The organism is Stenotrophomonas sp. YJH_SMC_94-11, from assembly GCF_059370435.1.
This window is the reverse complement of the sequence record NZ_JCAFTR010000004.1, coordinates 316,204-338,619: the sequence shown is the minus strand read 5'-3', so window position 1 is coordinate 338,619 and position 22,416 is coordinate 316,204. Positions and strand designations below refer to the sequence as shown.

Genomic DNA, 22,416 nt, shown 5'->3' with positions numbered 1-22,416 from the left:
GGTTTCCCGGTTGGGCCGGTCAGATCTTGTTGTTGAGATAGCCGAGCATCGAGTCGGTGGTGGAGATCGCCTTGGCATTCATTTCGTAGGCGCGCTGGGTTTCGATCATCGACACCAGCTCTTCCACGACATTGACGTTGCTGCCTTCCAGCGCACCCTGCACCACGGTGCCGAGACCGTTCAGGCCGGGATTGCCGTTCTGTGCCGGGCCCGAGGCCGTGGTTTCCAGGAACAGGTTCTCGCCGCGCGCCTGCAGGCCGGCCGGATTGACGAAGTCGGTCAGGGTCAGCGCACCGACTTCCACCGACGCGGCGTTGTCGGCCATCTTCACGCTGATGGTGCCGTCGCTGCCGATGGTGACCGACTGCGCGCCCTCGGGAATCTGGATGCCCGGCTGCACCGGGTAGCCGCTGTTGGTGACCAGCTCGCTGTCCTGGTTGATCTTGAACGAGCCATCACGGGTGTAGGCCGAGCTGCCGTCGGGCATCTGCACTTCGAAGAAGCCGCGTCCGTTGACCATCACGTCCAGTGCGCGGCCGGTCTGCTGCTGGCCACCCTGCTCGAAGTTCTTGGCGGTGGCGACCACGCGCACGCCGGTACCCAGCTGCAGGCCGGTCGGCAGCTGGGTCTGCGCCGACGAAGAGCCGCCCGGCTGCCGCACCTGCTGGTACAGCAGGTCCTCGAAGCTGGCGCGGTCCTGCTTGAAGCCGGTGGTGTTGGTGTTGGCGAGGTTGTTGGAAACCACCGACATGCGCATCTGCTGCGCATCCAGTCCGGTTTTCGCGATCCACAATGCCTGGTTCATCTTCGGAGTCCTGTCTGGGTGAAGCCGGCCGCGCAATGCGGCCCTTGGTAGCGGGTGTGCAAGCGGTGTGCCAGCGCCGCGCCCGGGCGGCGCCGGAAATCCGTCAGCTGCCCAGGCGGAGCAGGCTGTTGGCGCTGCGCGCGTTGTCGTCGCCGTGCTTGATCACCTGAACCTGCATTTCGTACTGGCGCTGCAGCTGGATCATCTGCACCAGCGCACCGGCGGCATCGACGTTGCTGCCCTCCAGTTGCCCGCTGTGCACGGCGGTGCCCTGTGCCGGTGCGAACGGCTGGCGCGGGTCGGTGTTGCGGAACAGGCCATCCAGGCCGCGCTCGAGGCGCTCGTCCGGCGCCTGCACCACCTTGATCCGGCCGATCTGTGCCATCGTCTGCGGGCCTTCGCCCTGCGGGATGATCGAGATCGTGCCGTCGGCGCCGATCTCCATCGCCTGGTAGGGCGGAATGGCGATCGGGTTGTTGTTGTCATCCAGTACCGGACGGCCGCTGGAGGTCACCAGCTGGCCGTTCGGCGTCACCGACAGGGCTGCGCCACGCGTATACGCTTCGCTGCCATCGCTCGCCTGCACCGCCAGCCAGGTGCCGCTCTGCAGTGCAAGGTCCAGCGGTTTGCCGGTGATGTGCTGCGCGCCGGGCCGGCGGTTGAAGCCGGCGTCGACGTGCAGCGCATCCACCCGCGAGGCAAAGCCCGGACCCTTGATCGGGAAGGCTTCGGTGTTGGCCAGCGCTTCCTTGAAGCCAGGAGTGTCCGAGTTGGCGAGGTTGTGGCTGAGCGTTCCCTGCGCCTGCAGGGAGGCGCGGGCACCGGTCATCGCCACGTAAAGGGCTTTATCCATGCGGGGAGTTCCGTGACAGGGTCAGCAGCTCATCAACGGATGTTGATGACGGTCTGGGTGATCTGGTCCTGCGTGGTGATCATCTGCGCGTTGGCCTGGAAGTTGCGCTGCGCGGTGATCATGTTGACCAGCTGCTCGGTGAGATCGACGGTGGACGCTTCCAGCGAGCCGGCCTGGATCTTGCCGAGGTTGGAGGTGTCCGGCATGCCGGTGCGCGGCGTGCCTGATTCGAAGGTCTCCACCCACAGGTTGTTGCCCTTCGATTCCAGGCCCTGCGTGTTGTTGAAGGTGGTCAGTGCGACCTGGCCCAGCGGCTTGTCGTCGCCGTTGGAATAGCGGGCGTAGACCACGCCGGATTCGGACACGGTCACTTCGTTGAGCTTGCCGGCGGCATAGCCGTCCTGCTGGGTGTTGCGCAGCGCGAATTTTTCGCCGTACTGGGTCGAGCCGCTCACATCCAGCGTCATGTTCAGCACGCCGGCACCGGTGGTCGGGGTGAAGGTGCCGAGGCTGACCTTGCCGTTGGCCGGCGCGGTGAGCTTGCCGCTGTTGTCGAAGGTGACCGGGGTCGGCGCGCCGGCCGGCTGGCCATCCACGTAGTTGCGTACGGTCCACTCGTTCGGGTTGGCACCCTTCACGAAATACGACACCTGGATGTGGCTCACGCCCAGCGAGTCGTACACGGTGATGCCGCCGCTGGAGTGGTTGTAGCTGTTCGAATCGGCCGGGTCGAAGGTCGCCACCGTCGGCTGCTTGGCGTTGGCCGGCAGGGTGAAGCCCACCTTCACTTCGCTGGTCTGCTTCGGCGGGCTGTCGGTGGTCAGCAACTGCAGGTCGACCAGGCGGCCGGCATCGAAGTTGGTGCCATCGGCATTCGGCGCGAACACCTGCAGGCGCGCGCCCTGCGGATTGACCACGTAACCGGCCGAATCGGTCTGGAAGTTGCCGGCACGCGAGTACACGCGCGAACCATTCATGTTCATGGTGAAGAAGCCTTCACCGGAAATGGCCATGTCCAGGCTGCGCCCGGTCTGCTCGTTGTGGCCCTGGATGAACTGCTGGGCGACGTTGGAGACGCGCACGCCCGAGCCGGTCTGGTTCTTCGACAGGCCGTAGCTGGTGGAGGCGAACAGATCGGCGAACTCGGCGCGCGACTGCTTGAAGCCGGTGGTGTTGACGTTGGCGACGTTGTTGGCGGTGACGCTCAGGTCGGTGTTGGCGGCATTGATGCCGGACAGCGAGACATTGAAGCCCATGGGATGCTCCTGGTTGATGCGGGATGTGCGGCTCAGCTGACGCGGAGCACGTAGTCGATCGGGGCCGTGCCCAGGCCCTTGAGGTTCAGGTACAGGCCGTCGGATCCGACGGTCACGCTTTCCACCGGCGCCTGCACATAGGTGGACAGCTTGGTGCTCTTGCCGGCGGTATCGACATGGTTGGCAACGATGGAATACTTGCCCGGTTCCATGCGCTTGCCGTTGGCGTCCTTGCCGTCCCACTGGAAGGCGGTTTCGCCTGCTGCCTTGGCTTCCACGCTCAGCGAGGTGACCTTGGCGCCGGTGGCATCGGTGATATCCACGGTGATGATGCCGGCCGACGGCGCGGCCACCGTGCCCTCGACGCTGCCTTCCTTCTCCAGCACCAGCTTTTCCGATGGCACCAGCACCTGGTGGCCGACCAGCGCTGCGCCACGCAGCACCTGGTCGCTGGCCATCGATTCCTGGAAGCCCTTCACCGTCTTGTTCAGATCGGTGATGCCCTGCACGGTGGACATCTGCGCCATCTGCGCGACCATCTGCGTGTTGTCCATCGGCTTCAGCGGATCCTGGTGCTGCAGCTGCTCGGTCATCAGGCGCAGGAAGTCGGCCTGGTCGAGCGTGTTCTTCTTTTTCGTGGCGTTGCTGTTGGGGGCGTTAAGGCCCAGCGCGGAATAGACGTCCTGGCTGGTCTGGTTGTTGACGGCGGTGGTCATGGCGGTATCCGGTGCTGCGGGCCTCAGCGGCCCATGGTCAAGGTGGCCAGGGCCAGTTCCTTGGCGGTGGTCAACATTTCCACGCCGGCCTGGTAATTGCGCGAGGTCGAGATCAGGTTGACCATCTGCGCCACCGGATCGACGTCGGGCTGGTAGATGTAGCCATCGGCGTCTGCCAGTGGGTGGCCCGGCTCGTAGCGCTTGATCGGCGCCGCCTCGCTCTGGGTGATCTCCTTCACCTTCACCGAGGTGATGTTGGGATCGTTCTTGCTGGTGACGGCCTGGAAGATCGGCTCCAGCGGCTTGTACACGGCGTCGGCAGAACCGGCGACGGTGTCGGCATTGGAGAGGTTGGAGGCGATGGTGCTCATGCGCACCGACTGCGCCTGCAGCGCGGAGCCGGCGATATCGAAGATCGGCAGGTTGCTCATGGCTTATTGCCCCGTGATCGCAGTCAGCATGGAACGCACCTTGCTCTCGACGAAGCTGAGCGAGGCGCGGTACTCGAGCGCGGCTCGGCCATAGGCGGCACGCTCGGCATCGGGATCGACGGTGTTGCCGTCCAGGCTGGGCTGCACGCCCTCGCGCGCGATCTGGAACGGGTTCAGGCCACTACTGATTTCGTAGTGCTGCTCATGGGTGGTGGCCATCAGGCCGTTGGCATCCTGCCCCTGGGCATGGCGCAGGGCGGCATCGAAGTCCAGGTCCTGGGCCTTGTAGCCGGGCGTGTCGGCATTGCCGAGGTTGCTGGCGATCAGCTTCATCCGCTGTTCGCGCAACGGCATGGCCTGGGCGTGGACGCCCAGGTAGTCGGTAATCAGGTTGCGCACGGTGCACTCCCACGGGAACGTTGCCCGGGAAGCTGCAAGGGGTGTGCCAAAGTGCGCGCGACATCACGTCCGCCGGGCATGGCCCGGCGCTACCCCAGGGGTGGGGGAGGTTGTGGTAGCGCCGGGCCATGCCCGGCGGAGACCCGTGACGCGGCCTTACGCCGCCATCGCCACCTTGCGCAGGCGGTCCAGCACGAAGTCAGCCAGCTCGTGCGGCGAGTACTTGGCGACGAAGGCGTTGGCGCCGACACGCTCGACCATGGCGTTGTTGAAGACACCCGACAGCGAGGTGTGCAGCAGCACGTAGAGGCCGGCCAGGCCCGGATGGCGCCGGATTTCCGTCGTCAGCGTGTACCCGTCCATGGCCGGCATCTCGATGTCGGAGATGACCATGGCATAGCGTTCGGCGGGGTTTTCGCCCGAGGCTTGGATCTGCAAGAGGTGGTCGAGAGCCTGCTTGCCATCGGAAAGCAGGGTGGCACCCACGCCCAGCTGATCCAGCACGCTGCGGATCTGCTGGCGGGCCACGCGCGAGTCGTCCACCACCAGCACCTGCAGCTGGGGGCCATCGGCGGGCATTGCCATCGCCGGATCGAGTACGGCGTCACCGCGGACCTGGGCGATATCGGCCAGCACGCTTTCAACGTCGATCACCTGGATCAGCTCACCCTGGAAACGGGTTACCGCGGTCAGGTAGCTCGACTCGGCGCCAAGCTCCGGCGGCGGGTGGATGTCTTCCACCGCGATGTTGACGATACGTTCGACGCCGCTGACCAGGAACCCCTGGATCGAGCGGTTGAATTCGGTGACGACCAGGTAACCCGGCGAGGTATCGGCATCGGGCTCACGTTCGGGGTGGCCGATGGCCAGGCCCAGGTCCAGCACCGGCACCGAGCGGCCGCGCACGTCGGCCACGCCGGCGAACTGGCTGGGCAGGCCGGGTACCTGGAACAGCTCCGGGCGCCGCAGGACTTCCTGCACCTTGAAGACATTGACGCCAAAAAGCTGACGTCCGCCGAGACGGAACAGCAGCAGCGCCAGGCGGTTGTGGCCGGCCAGGCGGGTCCGCTGGTCGATCCGGTTGAGCAGGTCATGGGACATGGCTGCTGTATCGGCGCGTTGGGCGCCAAACTTGAGGGCGCTCTGCCACTGCGCGCTCCACACCGCAATTGTGGTGTCGCGCCATGTTCGACCGAGGCAGCTCTGCCCCTCTGGCACACCCCTTGCACGCACCTGGGCCAGCTCTTGCCGATTGAAGGAGGCGCCATGTGCCGGGTCACATCTCTATTCGCCATCGCGCTGGCCGTGGCCTCGCCGTGGGCGGCTGCCGCCGACTGGCAGCCGGTGGCAAGCATCCGCGCGGCGGCCTTGTCGACGCTGCCGGCGGGCAGCGAGGGCGAGGCCCAGGTGGCCGATGCGCTGCGCCTGCCGAAGTGCGGGGGGGCGTTACAGGTGCAGCCCACCGCCAACACCACGGTGGAAGTCAGCTGTCCGGATGCGGGCGGCTGGCGCCTGTTCGTGCCGGTAAAGGTGCGGCGCAACCAGACCGTACTGGTGCTCAACCGCGGAATCGGTACTGGAGAAACCCTCACTGCCGCCGATATCACCACTGCCCAGCGTGACGCTGCCCGGATTGCCGGCGCGGTGCTGTCCGATCCCAATGCAGCGATCGGCCGCGTCGCCCGCCGTCCGTTGCAGGCCGGAGCCCTGCTGTCGAACAACGATCTGGTGGTGCAGCGTCTCATCAAGCGAGGAGACAATGTGGCCCTGGTGTCGCGTCGCGGCTCGGTCGAGGTCCGCATTGCCGGCCGTGCGATGGGTGATGCCGGTGAGAACGAACGGGTCTCGGTCGAGAACCTGTCCTCGCGGCGGATCGTGCAAGGCACGGTCGACGCCGCAGGTGACGTAATCGTGGCGCGTTGAATTACCGCAAAATATCCCTAAAGATCACGGCCCTGCGGCCGTTATCCCTTGTGAACGGCAACTCCAGGACACCCCATGAGCCAGAAAATCGACGGCAACCTGCAGGTCCCCCAGGCACTGCGCAGCGTGACGACCCCGGCCAACAAGCCCGGTGTCAGCACCGATGCGGCGGCGCGCCCGGTCGAGGCGGCCGACAGCCTGCGCCTGACCGGCGAGGCCACCAATCTGCAGGCCATCGAGCGCGAGCTGACCACCGCCCCGGCGATCGACGCCCAGCGCGTGGCCGCCGTGCGCGAGTCGCTGCAGAACGGCACCTACAAGATCAATCCGGACGCGATCGCATCGCGCATGCTCGATCTGGACCAGCAGCTGCACGGATGACTGCGGCGATGAGCGAGCCGCTGCAGCGTCTCGCCCAGGCCCTGGACGTTGAACGCCAGGCCCTGGTCGAGCACGACGTGCACGCCCTGATCCGGGCTACCGGCGCCAAGCTGGAAGCGTTGCGTGCGCTGGAAGGCGCGCCACCGGTGGGCGAGGGCGAACAGCTGCAGGAACTGGCCGAGCGCAACCGGGCCAACGGCGTGCTGCTGTCGCGCCGCCGCCGCGAGGTGAACTGGGCGCTGCGCCAGCTCGGCCGCACCGAAGACGCCTCGGCCTACGATGCCAAGGGCCAGTCGCACACGGTCAGCATCGGCCGGCCCCTCGCCGTCGCCTGAGGCGACGGCGGTCGCATAACCCCTCCCGGCGGGCTGAAGCCCGCTGCATGACCGCGTATATTGGGCGCCTGTTCGAACGTCCCGAGTCGCCGTGTCCGCTGCCAACGCCCTGGTTACCGCCCCCCTTCCGCCGCAGCCGGTGCTGCAGGCCCTGCTTGAGCGCCTGCGCGAAGGCCTGCTGCTGTTCACCGATGACGGGCGGGTGGCCCTGGCCAATCCGGCCGCACAGAACCTGCTGGCCAGTGGCGAGGACGGCGGGTTGCCGCCGCCGCAGCGCCTGCGCGAACTGCTGCCGCCCGATGCGCTGGAACAGGCTCGCCAGCATGGTCACTGGAATGGCAGCCTGCCGCTGGGCGAGGGCGTGGTCATCGCCCATCTGTACCACCATGGTCCGGTCGGCCAGGGGCATTTCCTCGCCCTGTTCCGCCACATCGAAGGGCAGGAAGACTACGAACGCGAGCTGCAGCAGCGCCATGCCGAACTGCGCCAGGCCTACCTGCGCCTCAATGGCACCCAGGAAAAGCTGCTGCAGTCGGAGAAGATGGCGTCGATCGGCCAGCTGGCCGCCGGCGTCGCGCACGAGATCAACAACCCGATCGGTTACGTGCACTCCAACCTGGGCAGCCTGCAGGAATACCTGCGCAGCCTGTTCACCGTGATCGAAGCCTACGAGCGCGCCCTGCGCGCGCCGGACCCGAAAGCGCTGATTCCGGAAATCGATGATATCCGTGACCGTCTGGATATCGATTTCATCAGCCGCGACCTGCCGCAGCTGATGGCGGAATCGCGCGAAGGCATCGAGCGGGTCACCCGCATCGTGCGCGACCTGAAGGATTTCTCGTATTCCGGCCGCGACGAGTCGTGGAAGCTGGTCGACCTGCACGCGGGCCTGGAATCGACCATCAACATCATCTGGAACGAACTCAAGTACAAGGTCACCCTGGTGCGCGAGTTCGGCCAGTTGCCCCTGGTGGAGTGCCTGCCATCGGAGTTGAACCAGGTCTACATGAACCTGTTGCTCAACGCCGGCCATGCCATCGCCGAGCGCGGCACGATCACGGTGCGTACCGGCGTTGATGGCGATCACGTTTGGGTCGAGTTCGAAGATACCGGCGGTGGCATCTCGCCGGAACTGCGCCAGCGCATCTTCGATCCGTTCTTCACCACCAAGCCGGTTGGCAGTGGCACCGGCCTGGGCCTGTCGATCTCCTACAGCATCATCAACAAGCACCACGGCCGCATCGACCTGGACAGCACGCCCGGCGTGGGCTCGCGCTTCCGTGTGGTGCTGCCGGTCAAGCAGCCGCGCTGACCGCTTCTGGCAATGCCGGCCGCTGGCCGGCAACCTCATTGAACCCGATATCCAGAGCAGCCGGCCAGCGGCCGGCTCTACCAGAGGGGAGGGTTACCGCAATGGGCGATCCTCGCCGCCATCTCCGCTCTCCACCGGCGCCGGGCCGGCATTGCTGCGGCGCTGTTCCTCGTACGTGCGGAACGCCTGGTGGATGTGCTTGCGCAGCTCGTCGTCGTTCCACGGTTTGGTCAGGAAGCGATAGATCGCGCCGCGGTTGATCGCATCGGTCACCGTGTTCAGATCGGTATAGCCCGACAACACCAGGCGGATCGTATCCGGGTACAGCATCTTCACCCGGCCCAGGAACTCGGTGCCGCTCATGTCGCTCATGCGCTGGTCGGACAGGATCACCTGCACGTCGTTGATCGCCAGCAGGTCGAACGCATCGCGCACGTTGCCGGCGGCCAGGATGCGGTAGCCGTCGCGGCGGAACAGGCGCACCAGCGAGCGCAGCACGTTCTCCTCGTCATCCAGCAGCAGCAGCGTCCGGTCCGGGCGCGTCTCGGCGAAGGCTTCCGGGCGCAGGTAGCGGCGGCGCAGGGTCATGCCGGCGGCATCGGCCGACATCGGTTCGCCGAACAGGTAGCCCTGGAACACGTCGCAGTCGTTGCGGCGCAGGAAGCCCAGCTGCGCCTGCGATTCCACGCCGTTGGCAATCACGGTCATGCCCAGCTGGTGGCCCATGGCGATGATCGCGCGGGCGATGGCCGCTTCACGATTGCCGGCCGGCGCGCTCTTGATGAAACTGCGGTCGATCTTCAGCTTGTCCACCGGGTAGCGTACCAGCGCGCTGAGGCTGGAGTCGCCGGTACCGAAGTTGTCCAGGCTCAGGCTGATGCCTTCGTTGCGCAGGTTGGCCAGCGTTTCGTGGACGAAATTGACGTTGTTGGTCAGCGCACTCTCGTTGATCTCCAGCGTCAGCATGTGCGCCGGTACGCCCGCCGCCTGCAGCAGTGACATCACTTCGGCGAAGAAGTTCGGCCGCAGCAGCTGCAGGGTGGACACGTTCACTGCGATGGTGAAGTCATCGAAGCCCTGGTCGCGCCACAGCCGTGCCTGCTTCAAGGCGCCTTCCAGCACCCAGGTGCCGATCTGCACGATGATCCCCAGGCGTTCGGCGGTGCGCATGAAGCGCTCCGGCACCAGCATGCCCAGGGTCGGCGACTGCCAACGCAGCAGCGCTTCCATGCCCACCACGTGGCCGTCGCGCGCGCTTACCAGTGGCTGGTAGCGCAGCTTCAGCTCGCCATTGGGAATGGCATCGACGATCTGGCGCGCGATGATGCTCTCGCTGTGCGCGCTTGGCGGGGTGTCCACCGCATGGATGCGCACGGCATTGCCGCCTTCGCGGGCGGCCTGGTACAGCGCATCCTCGGCATGGTCGAGCAGGCGCGAGGTGCTGCTGGCATGTTCCGGGCACAGGCTCACGCCCAGCTTGCCGGTCATGAACAACGTGTACGGCAGCACCGACAGCGGCAGCTCCATCTGTTGGCGGATCTCCTCGGCGAAATCCTCCGGCAACGGCAGATCAGCGGTGCGCGGCACCGCGATCAGGAACTCGTCGCTGCCATGTCGCCACAACTTGCCGCGCCCGCGCAGGTAAGACTGCAGGCGCTGTGCCACCAGCACCAGCGCCTGGTCGCCCACTTCGGCACTCATGTTTTCGTTGACCGATGCGAAATGGTCGATGTCCACGTGCATCAGCATCAGTGCGATGCCGCCTGAGGCTGCCTCGGCAACCATTGCCTGCAGCTCGGGGTTGCCGGCGCCAAGGCGGTCGGGAGCGTCATCGATGCTGACCGGGGGCAGGTTGGGATTCCACATGGTTCAGTATTCCGGTGAATCGACGGCAGCCCTGCTGGCCGCCTGGTAGGGGAGGTGGACATCGACCAGGGTGCCTTCGCCATGCGCGGATTCAATCCGCACGTGACCACCGACGCTCTGTGCGCGCTCGCGCATCACGATGAGGCCCAGGCCGCGCGGGCCGTCCGGATCGAAGCCTTCGCCGTCATCGCGGATCTGCAGGTGCAGGCCGCGCTGGCCGACATCGCGCAGCTGCAGCAGGACCTGGCTGGCGCGCGCATGGCGCAGCGCATTGGTCAGGCTTTCCTGTGCGATGCGGAAGCAGGCCTGTTCGATGCTGTTGTCGGGGCGATGCGGCAGCGGCTCGATCTCGGCCAGCAGCTCCACCGGCGAGGAGCGGAACAGAACCCGCGCCTGCCAGCTGAGCGCTGCCTCCAGGCCCAGCGCATCCAGCTGCGGGGGGCGCAGCAGGGTGGAGATGTCGCGCAGTTTGGCCACGGTGGTGTCGGCCAGGCTGACGATCTGCGCCAGATCCTGCCCACGCCGCTGCGGATCGTCCTCTTCCAGCGCGGCGTGCGCCGACAGCTTGATCGCGGTGATGGCCTGGCCGATGTCATCGTGCAGGTCGCGCGAAATCGCACGACGTTCGTCCTCCTGCAGCGAGAACAGCCGCCCGGCCATCGCCTGCAGTTCGCGGTTGCTGGTTTCCAGCGCGCTGCGGATGCGCTCGGAATCACTGAGGTCGCGCACGATCAGCAGCTTGCAGTCGCGGCCACCGTAGCGCACGTCGCCCACCGCCAGGCCGGCATGGAAGCTGCGGCCGTCGCCGCGCTGCATGGCCACCACGCTGCTGTGGCCCGGTCCCAGGTGCGGCTGGCCGGCACGCAGCTGGCTGCGCACCCGCGGCAGGTCTGCGGCAGCGACCAGCGCAGACAAGGGCTCGCCCAGCAGGGTATGGCTGCCGTAGCCGAACAGGCCGGCGGCCCAGGCGTTGGCGTACAACACATGTTCGTCGGAGAGGATCACCACGCCGTCGGGCAGTACCCGCACCAGCTCGCGGAACTGCTCCTCGCGCTCGCGCAGCAGTCGCCGCGACTGCTCGCGTTCGGTCACGTCCTGCAGCGTGCCCAGCACGCGGTTGCGGCCAGCCTCATCGAGACCACTGGCGGCGCGCAGGTGCACCATCAGCGCGCGCCCGTCCATCGACAGCAGCGGCAGCAGCACGTCCACCTGTACCGGCTCGCCGGAGCACAGCTCGGCCAGCAGCTGCTCGGTCTGGGTGGCGGTGGCCGGGTCGGCCGGCACCAGCAGTTCGTCGAAGCGGTGCCAGCGGCGGGCTTCGGGCGGGCGGCGGCCGAGCAGGCGATAGACCTGGTTGGAATAGCGGCCCAGCCCGGTGGACGGGTCCAGCTCCCAGGCGCCGATGCGGGCCAGTTCGTGGGCTTCTTCCACCCGTGCCAGCGCCTGGTCGCGACGCAGCTGGGCCAGGTCCTCGGCAGTGCGATCGATGGCGATCAGCAGGCGCGCATTGTGACCGTCGTAACTGATCGCGTTGGAGCGCAGTTCCATCTGCCGCAGCGCGCCATCGCGCAGCTGCAGCTGCGCGCGCAGGATGCACAGCTCGTCGGGCGCCTCGCGGATCGCCTCCAGCTTGGCCTGCAGCGCCTGGCCCTGGCCGGGTGGCCACAAGGCGTCGATGGTCTGTTCCAGCAGCTCATCGCGCTCCCAGCCGAAAGCGGTGCAGGCGGCTGGGTTGGCGTCGAGGATCGCCAATGTATCCAGGTCATAGACGAGGATCGGGCCGGGGTTGCCCTCGAACATCTGCCGCAGGCGCAGCTCCGAGGCCTGCTGGCGGGCGTGGGTATGCAGCACGTGCTCGGCCAGCGGGCGCAGCAGCAGGTACAGCAGGCCCGCGCTGGCCAGGGCGAAGAACGAGCCCTTCAGGCCCTGCCACAGGGCCGCCTGCTGCGGATCGGGCACCAGCGCCTGCACCACGCTGTCGGTGGAGATCATCCAGGCCAGCGCCATCACCAGGTAGCTCAACACCACCCGCCGCCGGTCACGGCTCAGTGCCTGCGCCATCCGCGGGTCGGGAACTGGGGCGTTGCCGGTCGGTTCTGCGGGCATGGACGGGGTGGGTGAAAGGGGCGCCGGTCATCTTACCCCGCAGCGTGCCGTCACCACTCAATTATCCGCCGCAGGCGCCGTTAACCACTGCGTGCCCCGCTGACGGGCGAGTCATCCGGAGCAAGATCGCGTGGACCAAGGGATCATCGCCAGCCTGCTGCAGCACCCGCTTGCGTCGGCGCTGGTCATCGTCGACCGTACCGGGCGCCCGCTGGCGGCCAATCCGGCCGCGCGCGAGCATGGCCTGCCGGCCACCGTGGCTGCCTATGCGCCAATGCTGGAAGATCTACGCCTGATGGCCGCCGATGGCGGCATCGTGCCCTGCACGCTGCCGGGCGGCCCGCGCGGCCACTACGACGGCCACCTGCGCGCCGTGCATGACGGTGCCGGCAACCTGCTGGCGTTCACCCTGAGCATTCCCGAGCCGGTGCCGGTCGATGGGGGTGGGCGCTGGGAACTGGCACTGGACAGCGCCGGTCATAGCCTTTGGGACTGGGACATCCCCAGTGACCGGGTGGCGCGCACGCCGGCGCTGGGCGACGAGACGGCCACCGAACTGCTGTCGCGCGTGCACAGCGAGGACATCGACCAGGTGCGTGCCGCGCTCGACGAGCACCTGCGCGGGCGCAGCGAGCAGTACAGCGCACAGTTCCGCTTCCGCCAGGCCGATGGCCAGTGGCGTTGGGTGCTGGATCGCGGCCGCGTGGTCGCGCGCACCGCCGATGGCCAGCCGCTGCGCATGGTCGGCACGCATACCGATATCGAGCAGCAGAAGCAGCTCGAATCGCTGCTGCAGGAACAGCAGCTGCACCTGAGCGAGGCCCAGCGCATCGCCAGCATGGGCAGCTGGTCGTTCGACCCCAACAGCGGGCACTTCTGGTGGTCGCCGGAACTGCGCTCGCTGCTGGCGCTGGAGCACGGCGCCGTGCCCGGCCAGCGGCGCTGGCTGAAGCAGCTGCATCCGCGCTCGCGTGGCGCGTTGCGTGCGGCATGGCGGCGGCTGTGGCGCGATGGTCGTGCCGCCAATCTCGAGCTGGAGCTGACCCGTGGCCATGAGCCATCGCAGCACCTGCGGCTGTGGATGCAGCCGCTGCTGGACATGGACGGGCAGCCCAAGCGCCTGCTCGGCCAGGTGCAGAACATCACCGAACAGCACCAGACCGACGCGTTGATTCGCTGGCGCACCGAACTGCTGAACCGGGTTTCCGCGCTGGGCCGCATCGGCGGCTGCGAGATCGAGGTGCAGACCCGGAGCATGCAATGGACCGAGGAATGCTATCGCATCCACGGCCTGCGCAAGGAGCCGATCACCCTCGATCAGGCGATGGCGCTGTATACCGAAGACTCGCGCGATGCGTTCGAGGCGGCACTGGCCCGCATCGCCAACGGCGGCCTGCCCGAGCAGCTGGACCTGTGCTTCTACCGCCAGTCCGGCCTGCGTGTCTGGGTGCAGGTGCTGATCGAGCTGGATCGTCGTGACGGACTGCCGCCGCGCTTCGTGGTGCTGTTCCGTGACATCACCCGCGAGCGCGAGGCCAACGAGCGCATTGAACTGCTGGCCCACTACGACCTGCTCACCGGCCTGCCCAATCGCGTGCTGCTCGGCGAACAGACCGCCGAGGCCATCGAGGAGGCGCGTGATCGTGGCACCTCGTTGGCGATGCTGTTCATCGACCTGGACGGCTTCAAGACCATCAACGACAGCTTCGGCCACGCCACGGGTGATGCGCTGCTGAAGGCTGCCGCCACCCGCCTGCACCAGAACCTGCGCAACAATGATCTGTTTGGCCGTTTCAGCGGCGACGAGTTCATCGTCGTACTGCGCGACCTGGCTGAGCCCGAGGATGCGGGACATGTCGCCCGCAAGCTGATCGCCTCGCTGGCCGAGCCGCTGCGCCGTGGCGAGACCACGCTGAAGGTCGGTGCCAGTGTCGGCATCGCGATGCTGGGCGATGCGCAGACCGATTTCGATTCACTGCTGCGCGCTGCCGACGCTGCGATGTACGCGGCCAAGGAAGCCGGACGCAACACCTACCAGTATTACAGCCAGGACGCACTGGCCCGCATCCAGCGCAGGCTGGAGCTTGAGCACGCGCTGCACGGTGCGATCGAGCGCGAGGAGTTCAGCCTGGCCTATCAGCCGCTGCTGCATGCCCACCAGGGCGAGCCGCCGGCAATCGAAGCACTGCTGCGCTGGCATCGCCCCGGCATCGGCTATTGCAGCCCGGCCGAGTTCATTCCCATCGCCGAGAAATGCGGCGAGATCGTACGCATCGGCGACTGGGTACTGAACGAAGCCTGCCGTCAGGCAACCGCCTGGGACCGGGCTGGACTGCACTTCGACCGCATCGCGGTCAACGTATCGGCGGTGCAGCTGCGCGACCGTGGCTTCGCCGAACGTGTGATCGAGATCTGCCATGCCCACGGCTGGCCGCCGCAGCGGCTGGAGCTGGAGCTGACCGAATCGGCGCTGATCCGTGACACCGACATCCTGCGCCACTGCTTCGACGTGCTCGAACGGCACGGCGTGCCGCTGGCGGTGGACGACTTCGGTACCGGCTTTTCCAACCTCAACTACCTCAACCGCTTCCCGGTGGGGCGCCTGAAGATCGACCGCAGTTTCGTGCAGGGCATGCTGCACGACTCCGGCACGGCCGAAGTGACCCAGGCCATCGTGCACCTGGGCCACGCGCTGGGCATGAAGGTGGTGGCCGAGGGCGTGGAGACGCACCAGGAAGAAGACATGCTGCGCCGCCAGGGCTGCGACGAGATCCAGGGCTACCTGTACTCGCGCCCGCTCAGCCCGCGTGACCTGGCGCAATGGCTGCGGCAGCAGCGTCCGCTACCGATGCGCACCGACGCCAGCAGCGAAGCGGTGCTGGTGCGCTGACCACCCGACGCTGGTAGGTGCCGACCGTTGGTCGGCACGAATGCCTGCGCTCGGCGTAACCCCACCCTCGTGGGCATGGATCTTGGTCGGCACCAATGCCTGCACATGCGACCCTCCACGCATGGCGTGGATCTACCTCGGAAAATCCGCCTTCAACTGCATGCGCAGCGCCTCGACGATGGCGGCATAGCGGCGCTTCTGGACCAGATAGCTGGCCAGGAACAGCGGCAGTACCAGCAGCATCGGCGCCACCATCGGGCGCATCGCCACCAGTGGCAACAGCAGCAGCGACAGCATTGCCACGAACCAGCTGCACAGGCCGATCACCCGCACCTCGTGCCGCCGTGCGTTGAGCACGATGCGTCCACGCATCACCGGGAAGTAGCGCAGGCCGAAGCTCGGCGCGAAGCTCTCGCGGAACGCCATGCTGCCATCGGGCAGCGCATGGAAGGCCAGTCGCAGCCAGTTGTCATGTGGCAGGTCACGTTCCAGGCTGCCCAGCGAGAGGCGGGCCTGCATGGCCGGTGACGCCGCAATGCGCTCGTTGAACAGGGTGATGCCCCAGCTGAAATAGCCGGCCACCCAGGCCATCAGAAGGACCGTTTCGATCAGGAGTACTGCGATCAGAGCGATGGCCATCGGTCTTCCATGAACGGGACCGGTGGATCATGCCACTGCCCGAACAGTAGATCCACGCCATGCGTGGATGGCAGGCGGTCCGAGCCACCATCCGGGTGGGCCGCCCAGCGACTCAAGCAGCCTCTTGGCGTCAGTCCTCTTCCACCAGATCGCTGAGATCCAGAATCTGTGGAGCAACACTGTGCGCTACGATGCCTCGGATCATTCCGGGCTTGGCCCGAAGTGAATAGGCTCGCATCGTATGGATGGGATTGAATTCCAACCACGGGCAGGATGAGTGTCCCACGATAACGGGCATGTTGAAACTGATGTCCTTTGGGTCATCAAGTGGCAGGGTCCACTTCCCACCGTGTGCCAGCCTGACGGTCTCCCCTAGATATCGGGCGAACACGACCCTCAGAGAGTCCCGCTCATCCTCAGACAGCGTGGCTGCCATCAAGTCATGGAGGTGTTCCAGCCTGTCGAGGCTTTCGAGGCTGCAATCCAGTTCAATGCCATGCATTTGAGCCTGCGCGACCAGCCATTCAATCTGGCCGTCCATCAACATCAGGAAGTGCTCAAAAGCCTCGCGGGCTTCTTCCAGATTGAACGTCATTCAGAGGCCAGAGAGACGGGGGAGGGCGGCAGTATGTCCTCTTCCCCTTCCTCAGCCTATACAACAAATCCTAAAGGGCGACAGGCAAAGCAGAGGTTGCAGGTATCGCGTCGTCCATCCACGCATGGCGTGGATCTACTTCAGCGCTTCGCCATCCAACCCCAGGTCCCACGCCAGCCCCAGCAGTTCCTCGTCCGCCGGCGACGGCGCCGGGCGCGCGTCCGCCAGCTGCTGCAGCTCGCAGATTTCCTCGCGGGCGACCTCTTCCAGCTTTTGCAGCTGCTCACGCACGCTCGCGTTGCGCGGGCGCTCGGTGTCGGTGAGGGAGGGCAGGGCGCGGATCAGGGTCATGGTGCGCGTACAGGATGCATCCAGCGGCGGGTCACAGGCAAAGGCCCCGGACGAACCGGGGCCTTGCGGGCTGCCGGCGAGGGCAGCGGACATCAGGATCAGAACAGCTCTACCGTGCCGGCACCCATGCTCTGCTGGGCAACCGGCTTGTGCGGCGGGCGTTCCCATTCGCTGCGCAGTTCGCGCAGGCGGTTGCCTGTGCGCTGCAGGGCCGTGGCGATCTCTTCGTCGAACACGCCGCCATTGCGGTGCAGCAGTTCCTGCAGGGCCACCGCTTCACGGTTGATCGCGGTCAGGCGGTCCAGGTGGGTGTGCACGCCGCCCAGCGCCTGGGTGGCGATGTCTTCGAACTGCAGGGCGCGCACGGCTTCGGCCACGCTGCCATCGATCGCACGTGCGCACTCGGAGACTTCGCGCATGCCGTCGCCGAGCGAGGCATTGATCTGCGCGACATTGTCGAGCATTGCCGCCGCTTCCTGGCGTGCTTCGCGGGAGCGGTCCATGTCACGCGAGGCCATGTGCGAGACCGTCTCGCGCACCTTGGCGATGGCGTCCTTGGAGCTGTGCGCCAGCTTGCGGATCTGCTCGTTGAAGGTGGTCGAGCGCTCGGACAGGTTGCGCACTTCGTCGGCGACCACCGCGAAGCCTCGTCCGGCTTCACCGGCACGCGCGGCTTCGATGGCGGCGTTCAGCGCCAGCAGGTTGGTCTGGTCGGCGATCGACTTGACGTCTTCCAGCAGCGCGAAGATGCCATCCAGGTGCTGTGCCATCTGGTCGATGTGCTGCACGGTGGTGCTGCTCTGGCCGCTCACCTGTTCCAGCGCTTCCACCAGCTGTTCCATGCGGTGGCTGGCGTGCTGGGCGAAACGGGCAACGTCGAGGCCGGCATTGCCTTCATCGCCGGCGCGGTCGACGATGCGCGACAGCGCCTGGCTCTGCTGGCGCGACTTGCGGTTCATCGCATCGAAGCTGCCGCCCAGGCTGGAGACCGCCTGGCGGATCAGGTCGCGGGCGCGTTCCACTTCACCACGCGAACCGTCGATTTCGTTGCCGACGAAGTTGCGCAGTTCGGTCAGCAGCTGGTCCTGCTCACGCAGGACACGGGCATGTTCCGGGGAACGATGCGCCTGGGCGCGGGTGGTCCACCACGCAAAGCCGAGCCAGCTCAGCGTCATCGTGGTCAGGATCGCCCAGCGCAGGGCGGCCGGCCATTCGAAACCGATGGCGAAGGGGAGCAGCAGGGTCAGAGCCAGGGGGGCGGCCAGACGGATGAAAATGCGTGAGTACATGGACGTTCTCGGGAGGTGCACGGAGGATGTATCGGCCGTACCCCCTTTCTCTTTAACGTCGATGTGCTTGCAAGTGCATTCTGAATGCGCCGGTTTTCCTGCGCTTGGCGGCTTCGGGGTCAGAGCCCTTTCCGTGCCGGAAAGAGATCCGACCCTTGGGTAGGCAGCGGCGGGGTCGGATCCCTTTTCATGGAAAAGGGCTCTGACCCCACACCCTTACGCCAGCTGCCGGTCCACGGCCTCGATCATCGCCTTGCGGCCGAACAGGAAGTCCCAGTAGCTGCCGCCCAGCTGGCGCCACAGCACTGCCGAGCGCACCGCGGCCAACAGCAGGGCACGGATCTCGGCCACCACGCCGGCCTGGCCCAGGTAGTGCGGGTTGCCCTGCACCATCACCCGCGGCTTGAGGTGGCTGATGGTGTCCGCGTACAGGCTTCCCAGGCTGGCCAGCACATCCGGGTGGCCGCTGTCGCCCAGTTCGGTGGCCTGGCGCTGGGCACGCTCGATGCCCGAAGCAACCTTGTTCACGGTGGCGCCATCCTGAACAAAGCGGCGCTCAAGCTGCAGCACCGACAGCGCCAGTTTCGGCAGGATCGGATCCTGGCCCTGGTTGCGGAAATAGTTGTGCAGCAGGCGCAGCCCGGCCTTCAGTGCATGGCGGTCACCGAATACCGCCTGCGGCGAGGACGCATCGACACGGAACACGCTGTCCACGGCGGTGCGCACGGCGGCGGCGTCGGAATGGCCGGTATCGGCGATGCGGCGTACCTGCTGCAGGGCCTGGGCAATGCCGGCCAAGGCCAGGACGCGGTCGTCGACAGTGAAACTCATGCAGCGATTACCTCAAAAGGGGAGGGGGTGGTGCGCAGGCGCTGTTCCAGCGGCGCATCGGTGGCGGCGATCACCGCGCCACCCAGGCACACATCACCGTCATACAGCACCAGCGATTGACCGGGGGTAACGGCACGCTGCGGGCGCGCGAAGGTGACCAGCACGCTGCCATCGTCCAGCACGTCGACCGTACACGGCTCATCGGGCTGGCGGTAGCGGGTCTGGGCGGTGCATTCGAAGCGTCGCGCGGGTGGCGAGCCCGAGATCCAATGCGCCGGCTCCGATCGCAGGCGCTCGGACAGCATCCATGGGCTGTCGCGGTCCTGGTCGACGTACAGCACGTTGCTGGCCACATCCTTGCCGACCACGTACCACGGTGCGGCCGGGCGGCCGCGTACGCCGCCGATGTTCAGGCCCTCGCGCTGGCCCAGGGTGAAATAGAACACGCCCGGATGTTCGGCGATCACGCTGCCGTCGGCCGGGTCAAGGATCTGGCCGGGCCTGGCCGGCAGGTAGCGGCCGAGGAATTCGCGGAAATCCCGCTCGCCGATGAAGCAGATGCCGGTGGAATCCTTCTTGGCGTGGGTCGGCAGGCCGACGTCGCGCGCAATCCGTCGCAGGTCGGTCTTCTCCAGGTCGCCGATCGGGAACAGGGTGGCCGCCAGCTGCTCCTGGCCCAGCTGGTGCAGGAAGTAGCTCTGGTCCTTGGAGCGGTCGGCACCGCGCAGCAGCAGCCAGTGGTGGCCGCGCTGGGTCACCCGCGCATAGTGGCCGGTGGCGATGCGCTCGGCGCCCAGCTCGCGGGCGGCATCCAGGAAATGCTTGAACTTCACCTCGCGGTTGCACAGCACGTCCGGGTTCGGCGTGCGGCCAGCGGCGTATTCGGCCAGGAAGTGCTCGAACACGCCCTGCCAGTACTCGCTGGAAAAGTCCCGGAAGTGGAACGGGATACCGAGCAGGCCGCATACGGCGACCGCATCGCGGCGGTCATCCTCGGCACGGCAGTCACCGCTGCCGTCGTCGGCCCAGTTCTGCATGAACAGGCCGGCCACGGCCTCGCCCTGCTGGACCAAGCGCCAGGCGGCGACCGAAGAGTCGACACCACCCGAGACGCCCACCATCACGCGCGGCGTGCTCATGCGACCTCCCGGACCAGCGAAAGCCGATGGCGCTGGCCACCCAGGTAATCCGCCACCACCTGCCAGACCAGCGGGCTGCGCTGGCGCTCGCCGGCGGCCTGCAGCTCGGCCGGGGTCAGCCACAACGCGCGGTCGATGCCGGTGTCCAGCGGTTGGGCCGGGTCGTGCGAGACCGGGTGTGCTGCGTAGCAGAAGCGCAGGAAGGCGGTGCCGTCGCCGGCAGTCCACTGGTAGCAGCCGATGAAATGGGTCAGCTGCACGGTCCAGCCGGTTTCCTCCCGGGTCTCGCGCAGGGCTGCCTCGGCCAGGCTTTCGCCTGGCTCGAGGTGGCCGGCCGGCTGGTTCAGCACCTGGCGGCCTTCAATGGTCTCTTCGACCAGCAGCACGCGGCCGCCGTCAACCACTACCGTGGCGACGGTGGCGTGCGGTGCCCAGCGCGGGTCCGGCGTGGCGTTCAACTCAGAACTCGTCCTTCTTGGTCAGCTCCAGCTCCATCGCGTCGGCGGTGCGGATGGCCGCATCGATGGCGTCGCTGAGCTGGTCCGGGGTGGCATCGGCGTCGATCTTCACCACGAACATGGCGGTGGTGTCCTGCTTTACCCAGCCCCCCATCTTGGCGTCCTGCGAATCCTCCAGCAGGCGGTTGGCCACGGCCACCGGGAACTGCTTGGTCTTGGCGTTGTAGGCCGGCGACCAGATCTCACGGATGTTGTGGCTGCCGAAATCCTCCACCGCCGAGCGCACGTAGACCATCTGGGTGCGGTCACCCTCGACGTCGAACACCATGCGGTAGTCGCCATCCTCGTCGACTTCGTAGGTATAGCCCAGCTTGTCCAGATGGCGGGCCACGGACTTGTCGGCGCTGGTTGCGGCAGTGGCAGAGCCGGCAGCGGCCAGCGCGATCAGCAGGGCGGGAAGAAGGGTCCTTTTCATGAAGATCCTGTGAAACAGTGTTGGGAGAGGGTGCAATTGTGACGGTGGGCGTGCGTGCCGTCCAATCTGCGGCGGGCCGACGCAGGCCTGCCCGAGCCCCTATAATGGATGGATGCCCCATGAGTCCTCCCCCGATTCCCAGCACGAGCACGGCGTTGCCGTCGAGCCCGCGCGCCCGGAAGTGGCGCCGCCGCCGTTCTACCAGGTGATGCTGCTCAACGACGACTACACCCCGATGGATTTCGTGGTGGATGTGCTGCAGCAGTTCTTCAGCATGGACCTGGACAAGGCCACCCAAGTGATGCTGCACGTTCATACCCGCGGCCGCGGCGTCTGCGGTGTCTTCACCCGCGAAGTGGCCGAGACCAAGGTTGCCCAGGTCAACGAGTACTCGCGGATGAACCAGCATCCGCTGCTGTGCACGATGGAAAAGGCCTGACCGCCCCCGACCTGTAGAGCCGAGCCCACGCTCGGGTGCTGTTCACCCAGGCATCCAGATCTCTGCCAGCAGCAGCCGAGCGCAGGCTCGGCTCTACAGCTGGATCAGGCCTCCGCCAACGCCTCCAGCGCCATCCGCGCCACCGCCTCGTCGACCTCGGCCGGGTCGCCGTCATCCCTGAACCACACTGCCGACAGCGCCATGCTGGCCGCGATCCAGCGCAGCAGGCGCGTGCGCTCCAGGCCGGCCAGTGCGCTGACCTGTTCCAGCCGGGCAGCAAACCGCTCCGGCCGCGTGGCCACGTGGATGCCCGGGCCACAGAGATCCGGATTGCTGAACATCGTCGTGTAGTCGAACGCACGGTCGCCCAGCAGCCGCTTCGGATCGATCGCCAGCCAGCCGCGCCTGCCGAAATCCAGCACGTTGTCGTGGTGCAGGTCACCGTGCAGGGGCCGGACCTCGCGTTCTTCCGTCAGTAACACCTCCGCCAGTGATCTGCACTGTTCCAGCAGTGGCGGCAGCGCGGCCCTTGGCTGCAGCAGATCGGCGAACCATGTACGCAGGCAGACCAGTTCCGCTGGCGGCGCGCTCCGTGGTCGGTGCAGCCGTTGCAGGACCTGGCACAGGATCGTGGTGCAGGCCTCGTCGTCGCCCTCGATCGAGCGTTGCCTCAGCGAGTCGCCGCCGGCACGTTCGATCAGGATCGCCGGCCCGGCGTGGGCCAGCAGGCGGGCAGCGCCGTCGCCGTCCCACCAGCGCAGGAGGCGGTGGCTGTTCTGCTCCTCGGTTTCGCTGCTGATCTTCAGCATCGCCGGCGTGCCGGCAGCGGTCAGCACCGGCCAGAGCCGGGCATGGGGCGTTTCGATGGCCGGGCCATCACGCCGCAATCGCCAGCGGCTCAGGTAGGGTTCGCTCATGCCGGTTGAG

At 66.8% G+C, this 22,416-nt stretch carries 24 protein-coding genes; 6 read left to right on the top strand and 18 right to left on the bottom strand.

What is annotated here, in order from left to right:
• Window positions 1–19: 19 nt before the first annotated feature.
• From flgG to AC5P74_RS10365, 7 genes are all read right to left on the bottom strand, one after another.
• Window positions 20–805, bottom strand: a complete 786-nt coding sequence (flgG, locus tag AC5P74_RS10395) for a flagellar basal-body rod protein FlgG (protein ID WP_005416457.1) — start codon at window positions 803–805, stop codon at window positions 20–22.
• Window positions 806–908: 103 nt separating this feature from the next.
• Window positions 909–1,658 carry a flagellar basal body rod protein FlgF gene (locus AC5P74_RS10390; protein WP_053496684.1) on the bottom strand — a complete coding sequence of 250 codons (750 nt, stop codon included), beginning with the start codon at window positions 1,656–1,658 and terminating at the stop codon, window positions 909–911.
• Between the two features lie 32 nt (window positions 1,659–1,690).
• The gene (gene flgE, locus AC5P74_RS10385) at window positions 1,691–2,914 is read right to left on the bottom strand and encodes a flagellar hook protein FlgE (protein ID WP_053496683.1); all 1,224 of its coding nucleotides are present in this window, start codon (window positions 2,912–2,914) and stop codon (window positions 1,691–1,693) included.
• Between the two features lie 32 nt (window positions 2,915–2,946).
• Window positions 2,947–3,630: a flagellar hook assembly protein FlgD gene (locus AC5P74_RS10380; protein WP_005416460.1), complete on the bottom strand. Its 684-nt coding sequence runs from the start codon at window positions 3,628–3,630 to the stop codon at window positions 2,947–2,949.
• Between the two features lie 23 nt (window positions 3,631–3,653).
• Window positions 3,654–4,061: a flagellar basal body rod protein FlgC gene (gene flgC / locus AC5P74_RS10375; RefSeq protein WP_005416461.1), complete on the bottom strand. Its 408-nt coding sequence runs from the start codon at window positions 4,059–4,061 to the stop codon at window positions 3,654–3,656.
• Window positions 4,062–4,064: 3 nt separating this feature from the next.
• A complete protein-coding gene (flgB, locus tag AC5P74_RS10370) occupies window positions 4,065–4,460 on the bottom strand; it encodes a flagellar basal body rod protein FlgB (RefSeq protein WP_005409576.1) in 396 nt (131 codons plus the stop codon).
• A gap of 156 nt (window positions 4,461–4,616) precedes the next feature.
• Window positions 4,617–5,561 carry a chemotaxis protein gene (locus AC5P74_RS10365; RefSeq protein ID WP_005416462.1) on the bottom strand — a complete coding sequence of 315 codons (945 nt, stop codon included), beginning with the start codon at window positions 5,559–5,561 and terminating at the stop codon, window positions 4,617–4,619.
• Between the two features lie 165 nt (window positions 5,562–5,726).
• Here AC5P74_RS10365 and flgA point away from each other — a divergent pair, with 165 nt between their 5' ends.
• The 4 genes from flgA to AC5P74_RS10345 all read left to right on the top strand — a co-directional run bounded on the left by flgA (window position 5,727) and on the right by AC5P74_RS10345 (window position 8,411).
• Complete coding sequence (gene flgA / locus AC5P74_RS10360; RefSeq protein ID WP_005416463.1) at window positions 5,727–6,383, top strand: flagellar basal body P-ring formation chaperone FlgA; 657 nt, start codon at window positions 5,727–5,729, stop codon at window positions 6,381–6,383.
• Between the two features lie 75 nt (window positions 6,384–6,458).
• Window positions 6,459–6,764: a flagellar biosynthesis anti-sigma factor FlgM gene (gene flgM / locus AC5P74_RS10355; protein WP_005409579.1), complete on the top strand. Its 306-nt coding sequence runs from the start codon at window positions 6,459–6,461 to the stop codon at window positions 6,762–6,764.
• Window positions 6,761–7,099, top strand: a complete 339-nt coding sequence (locus AC5P74_RS10350; RefSeq protein WP_014037132.1) for a FlgN family protein — start codon at window positions 6,761–6,763, stop codon at window positions 7,097–7,099. Before flgM ends, AC5P74_RS10350 begins: the two co-directional genes overlap by 4 nt.
• 91 nt (window positions 7,100–7,190) lie before the next feature.
• Window positions 7,191–8,411, top strand: coding sequence for an ATP-binding protein (locus AC5P74_RS10345; RefSeq protein ID WP_053496680.1), 1,221 nt, complete (start codon window positions 7,191–7,193; stop codon window positions 8,409–8,411).
• Window positions 8,412–8,504: 93 nt separating this feature from the next.
• Here AC5P74_RS10345 and AC5P74_RS10340 read toward each other — a convergent pair whose 3' ends face one another.
• A complete protein-coding gene (locus AC5P74_RS10340; RefSeq protein ID WP_005416466.1) occupies window positions 8,505–10,277 on the bottom strand; it encodes an EAL domain-containing protein in 1,773 nt (590 codons plus the stop codon).
• A gap of 3 nt (window positions 10,278–10,280) precedes the next feature.
• Entirely contained in the window at window positions 10,281–12,383 is a 2,103-nt protein-coding gene (locus AC5P74_RS10335) for a sensor histidine kinase (protein ID WP_032954159.1), read from the bottom strand.
• A 130-nt stretch (window positions 12,384–12,513) separates the two neighbouring features.
• Between AC5P74_RS10335 and AC5P74_RS10330 the strand changes: the two genes are divergently transcribed.
• Window positions 12,514–15,273: a bifunctional diguanylate cyclase/phosphodiesterase gene (locus AC5P74_RS10330; protein WP_049461077.1), complete on the top strand. Its 2,760-nt coding sequence runs from the start codon at window positions 12,514–12,516 to the stop codon at window positions 15,271–15,273.
• A gap of 132 nt (window positions 15,274–15,405) precedes the next feature.
• Here the strand turns inward: AC5P74_RS10330 and AC5P74_RS10325 are convergent, their stop codons facing one another.
• From AC5P74_RS10325 to AC5P74_RS10290, 8 genes are all read right to left on the bottom strand, one after another.
• Window positions 15,406–15,912 carry a hypothetical protein gene (locus tag AC5P74_RS10325; protein WP_346607193.1) on the bottom strand — a complete coding sequence of 169 codons (507 nt, stop codon included), beginning with the start codon at window positions 15,910–15,912 and terminating at the stop codon, window positions 15,406–15,408.
• A gap of 130 nt (window positions 15,913–16,042) precedes the next feature.
• A complete protein-coding gene (locus AC5P74_RS10320) occupies window positions 16,043–16,507 on the bottom strand; it encodes a hypothetical protein (protein ID WP_346607194.1) in 465 nt (154 codons plus the stop codon).
• A gap of 135 nt (window positions 16,508–16,642) precedes the next feature.
• Entirely contained in the window at window positions 16,643–16,858 is a 216-nt protein-coding gene (locus tag AC5P74_RS10315) for a hypothetical protein (RefSeq protein WP_053496676.1), read from the bottom strand.
• Window positions 16,859–16,956: 98 nt separating this feature from the next.
• Window positions 16,957–18,147: a methyl-accepting chemotaxis protein gene (locus AC5P74_RS10310; RefSeq protein WP_005416472.1), complete on the bottom strand. Its 1,191-nt coding sequence runs from the start codon at window positions 18,145–18,147 to the stop codon at window positions 16,957–16,959.
• A gap of 216 nt (window positions 18,148–18,363) precedes the next feature.
• Window positions 18,364–18,978 carry a high frequency lysogenization protein HflD gene (gene hflD, locus AC5P74_RS10305; RefSeq protein ID WP_005416473.1) on the bottom strand — a complete coding sequence of 205 codons (615 nt, stop codon included), beginning with the start codon at window positions 18,976–18,978 and terminating at the stop codon, window positions 18,364–18,366.
• Window positions 18,975–20,117 (bottom strand): tRNA 2-thiouridine(34) synthase MnmA, encoded by a 1,143-nt coding sequence (mnmA, locus tag AC5P74_RS10300; protein WP_495204913.1) that lies wholly within the window; start codon window positions 20,115–20,117, stop codon window positions 18,975–18,977. The genes hflD and mnmA overlap by 4 nt, the downstream gene beginning before the upstream one ends.
• Window positions 20,114–20,575: an NUDIX hydrolase gene (locus AC5P74_RS10295; protein ID WP_346607196.1), complete on the bottom strand. Its 462-nt coding sequence runs from the start codon at window positions 20,573–20,575 to the stop codon at window positions 20,114–20,116. The genes mnmA and AC5P74_RS10295 overlap by 4 nt, the downstream gene beginning before the upstream one ends.
• Before the next feature lies 1 nt (window position 20,576).
• Window positions 20,577–21,050, bottom strand: coding sequence for a hypothetical protein (locus AC5P74_RS10290; RefSeq protein WP_005416476.1), 474 nt, complete (start codon window positions 21,048–21,050; stop codon window positions 20,577–20,579).
• Between the two features lie 112 nt (window positions 21,051–21,162).
• On the opposite strand from AC5P74_RS10290, the gene clpS reads away from it, so the two are divergent.
• Window positions 21,163–21,489, top strand: a complete 327-nt coding sequence (gene clpS, locus AC5P74_RS10285) for an ATP-dependent Clp protease adapter ClpS (protein WP_005416477.1) — start codon at window positions 21,163–21,165, stop codon at window positions 21,487–21,489.
• 104 nt (window positions 21,490–21,593) lie between these two features.
• Here clpS and AC5P74_RS10280 read toward each other — a convergent pair whose 3' ends face one another.
• Window positions 21,594–22,406: an APH(6) family putative aminoglycoside O-phosphotransferase gene (locus tag AC5P74_RS10280; protein WP_346607197.1), complete on the bottom strand. Its 813-nt coding sequence runs from the start codon at window positions 22,404–22,406 to the stop codon at window positions 21,594–21,596.
• Window positions 22,407–22,416: the final 10 nt, after the last annotated feature.

Bases quoted from the DNA above. Each gene is read 5' to 3' on its own strand.
- AC5P74_RS10335 (WP_032954159.1), bottom strand. From the start codon at position 12,383: ATGCCCGCAGAACCGACCGGCAACGCCCCAGTTCCCGACCCGCGGATG.
- AC5P74_RS10315 (WP_053496676.1), bottom strand. From the start codon at position 16,858: ATGACCCTGATCCGCGCCCTGCCCTCCCTCACCGACACCGAGCGCCCG.
- AC5P74_RS10280 (WP_346607197.1), bottom strand. From the start codon at position 22,406: ATGAGCGAACCCTACCTGAGCCGCTGGCGATTGCGGCGTGATGGCCCG.
- AC5P74_RS10365 (WP_005416462.1), bottom strand. From the start codon at position 5,561: ATGTCCCATGACCTGCTCAACCGGATCGACCAGCGGACCCGCCTGGCC.
- flgE (WP_053496683.1), bottom strand. From the start codon at position 2,914: ATGGGCTTCAATGTCTCGCTGTCCGGCATCAATGCCGCCAACACCGAC.
- AC5P74_RS10340 (WP_005416466.1), bottom strand. From the start codon at position 10,277: ATGTGGAATCCCAACCTGCCCCCGGTCAGCATCGATGACGCTCCCGAC.
- flgC (WP_005416461.1), bottom strand. From the start codon at position 4,061: ATGAGCAACCTGCCGATCTTCGATATCGCCGGCTCCGCGCTGCAGGCG.
- flgM (WP_005409579.1), top strand. From the start codon at position 6,459: ATGAGCCAGAAAATCGACGGCAACCTGCAGGTCCCCCAGGCACTGCGC.
- AC5P74_RS10320 (WP_346607194.1), bottom strand. From the start codon at position 16,507: ATGACGTTCAATCTGGAAGAAGCCCGCGAGGCTTTTGAGCACTTCCTG.
- clpS (WP_005416477.1), top strand. From the start codon at position 21,163: ATGCCCCATGAGTCCTCCCCCGATTCCCAGCACGAGCACGGCGTTGCC.
- flgG (WP_005416457.1), bottom strand. From the start codon at position 805: ATGAACCAGGCATTGTGGATCGCGAAAACCGGACTGGATGCGCAGCAG.
- AC5P74_RS10380 (WP_005416460.1), bottom strand. From the start codon at position 3,630: ATGACCACCGCCGTCAACAACCAGACCAGCCAGGACGTCTATTCCGCG.
- AC5P74_RS10350 (WP_014037132.1), top strand. From the start codon at position 6,761: ATGACTGCGGCGATGAGCGAGCCGCTGCAGCGTCTCGCCCAGGCCCTG.
- AC5P74_RS10310 (WP_005416472.1), bottom strand. From the start codon at position 18,147: ATGTACTCACGCATTTTCATCCGTCTGGCCGCCCCCCTGGCTCTGACC.
- mnmA (WP_495204913.1), bottom strand. From the start codon at position 20,117: ATGAGCACGCCGCGCGTGATGGTGGGCGTCTCGGGTGGTGTCGACTCT.
- AC5P74_RS10325 (WP_346607193.1), bottom strand. From the start codon at position 15,912: ATGGCCATCGCTCTGATCGCAGTACTCCTGATCGAAACGGTCCTTCTG.
- AC5P74_RS10290 (WP_005416476.1), bottom strand. From the start codon at position 21,050: ATGAAAAGGACCCTTCTTCCCGCCCTGCTGATCGCGCTGGCCGCTGCC.
- AC5P74_RS10390 (WP_053496684.1), bottom strand. From the start codon at position 1,658: ATGGATAAAGCCCTTTACGTGGCGATGACCGGTGCCCGCGCCTCCCTG.
- hflD (WP_005416473.1), bottom strand. From the start codon at position 18,978: ATGAGTTTCACTGTCGACGACCGCGTCCTGGCCTTGGCCGGCATTGCC.
- flgA (WP_005416463.1), top strand. From the start codon at position 5,727: ATGTGCCGGGTCACATCTCTATTCGCCATCGCGCTGGCCGTGGCCTCG.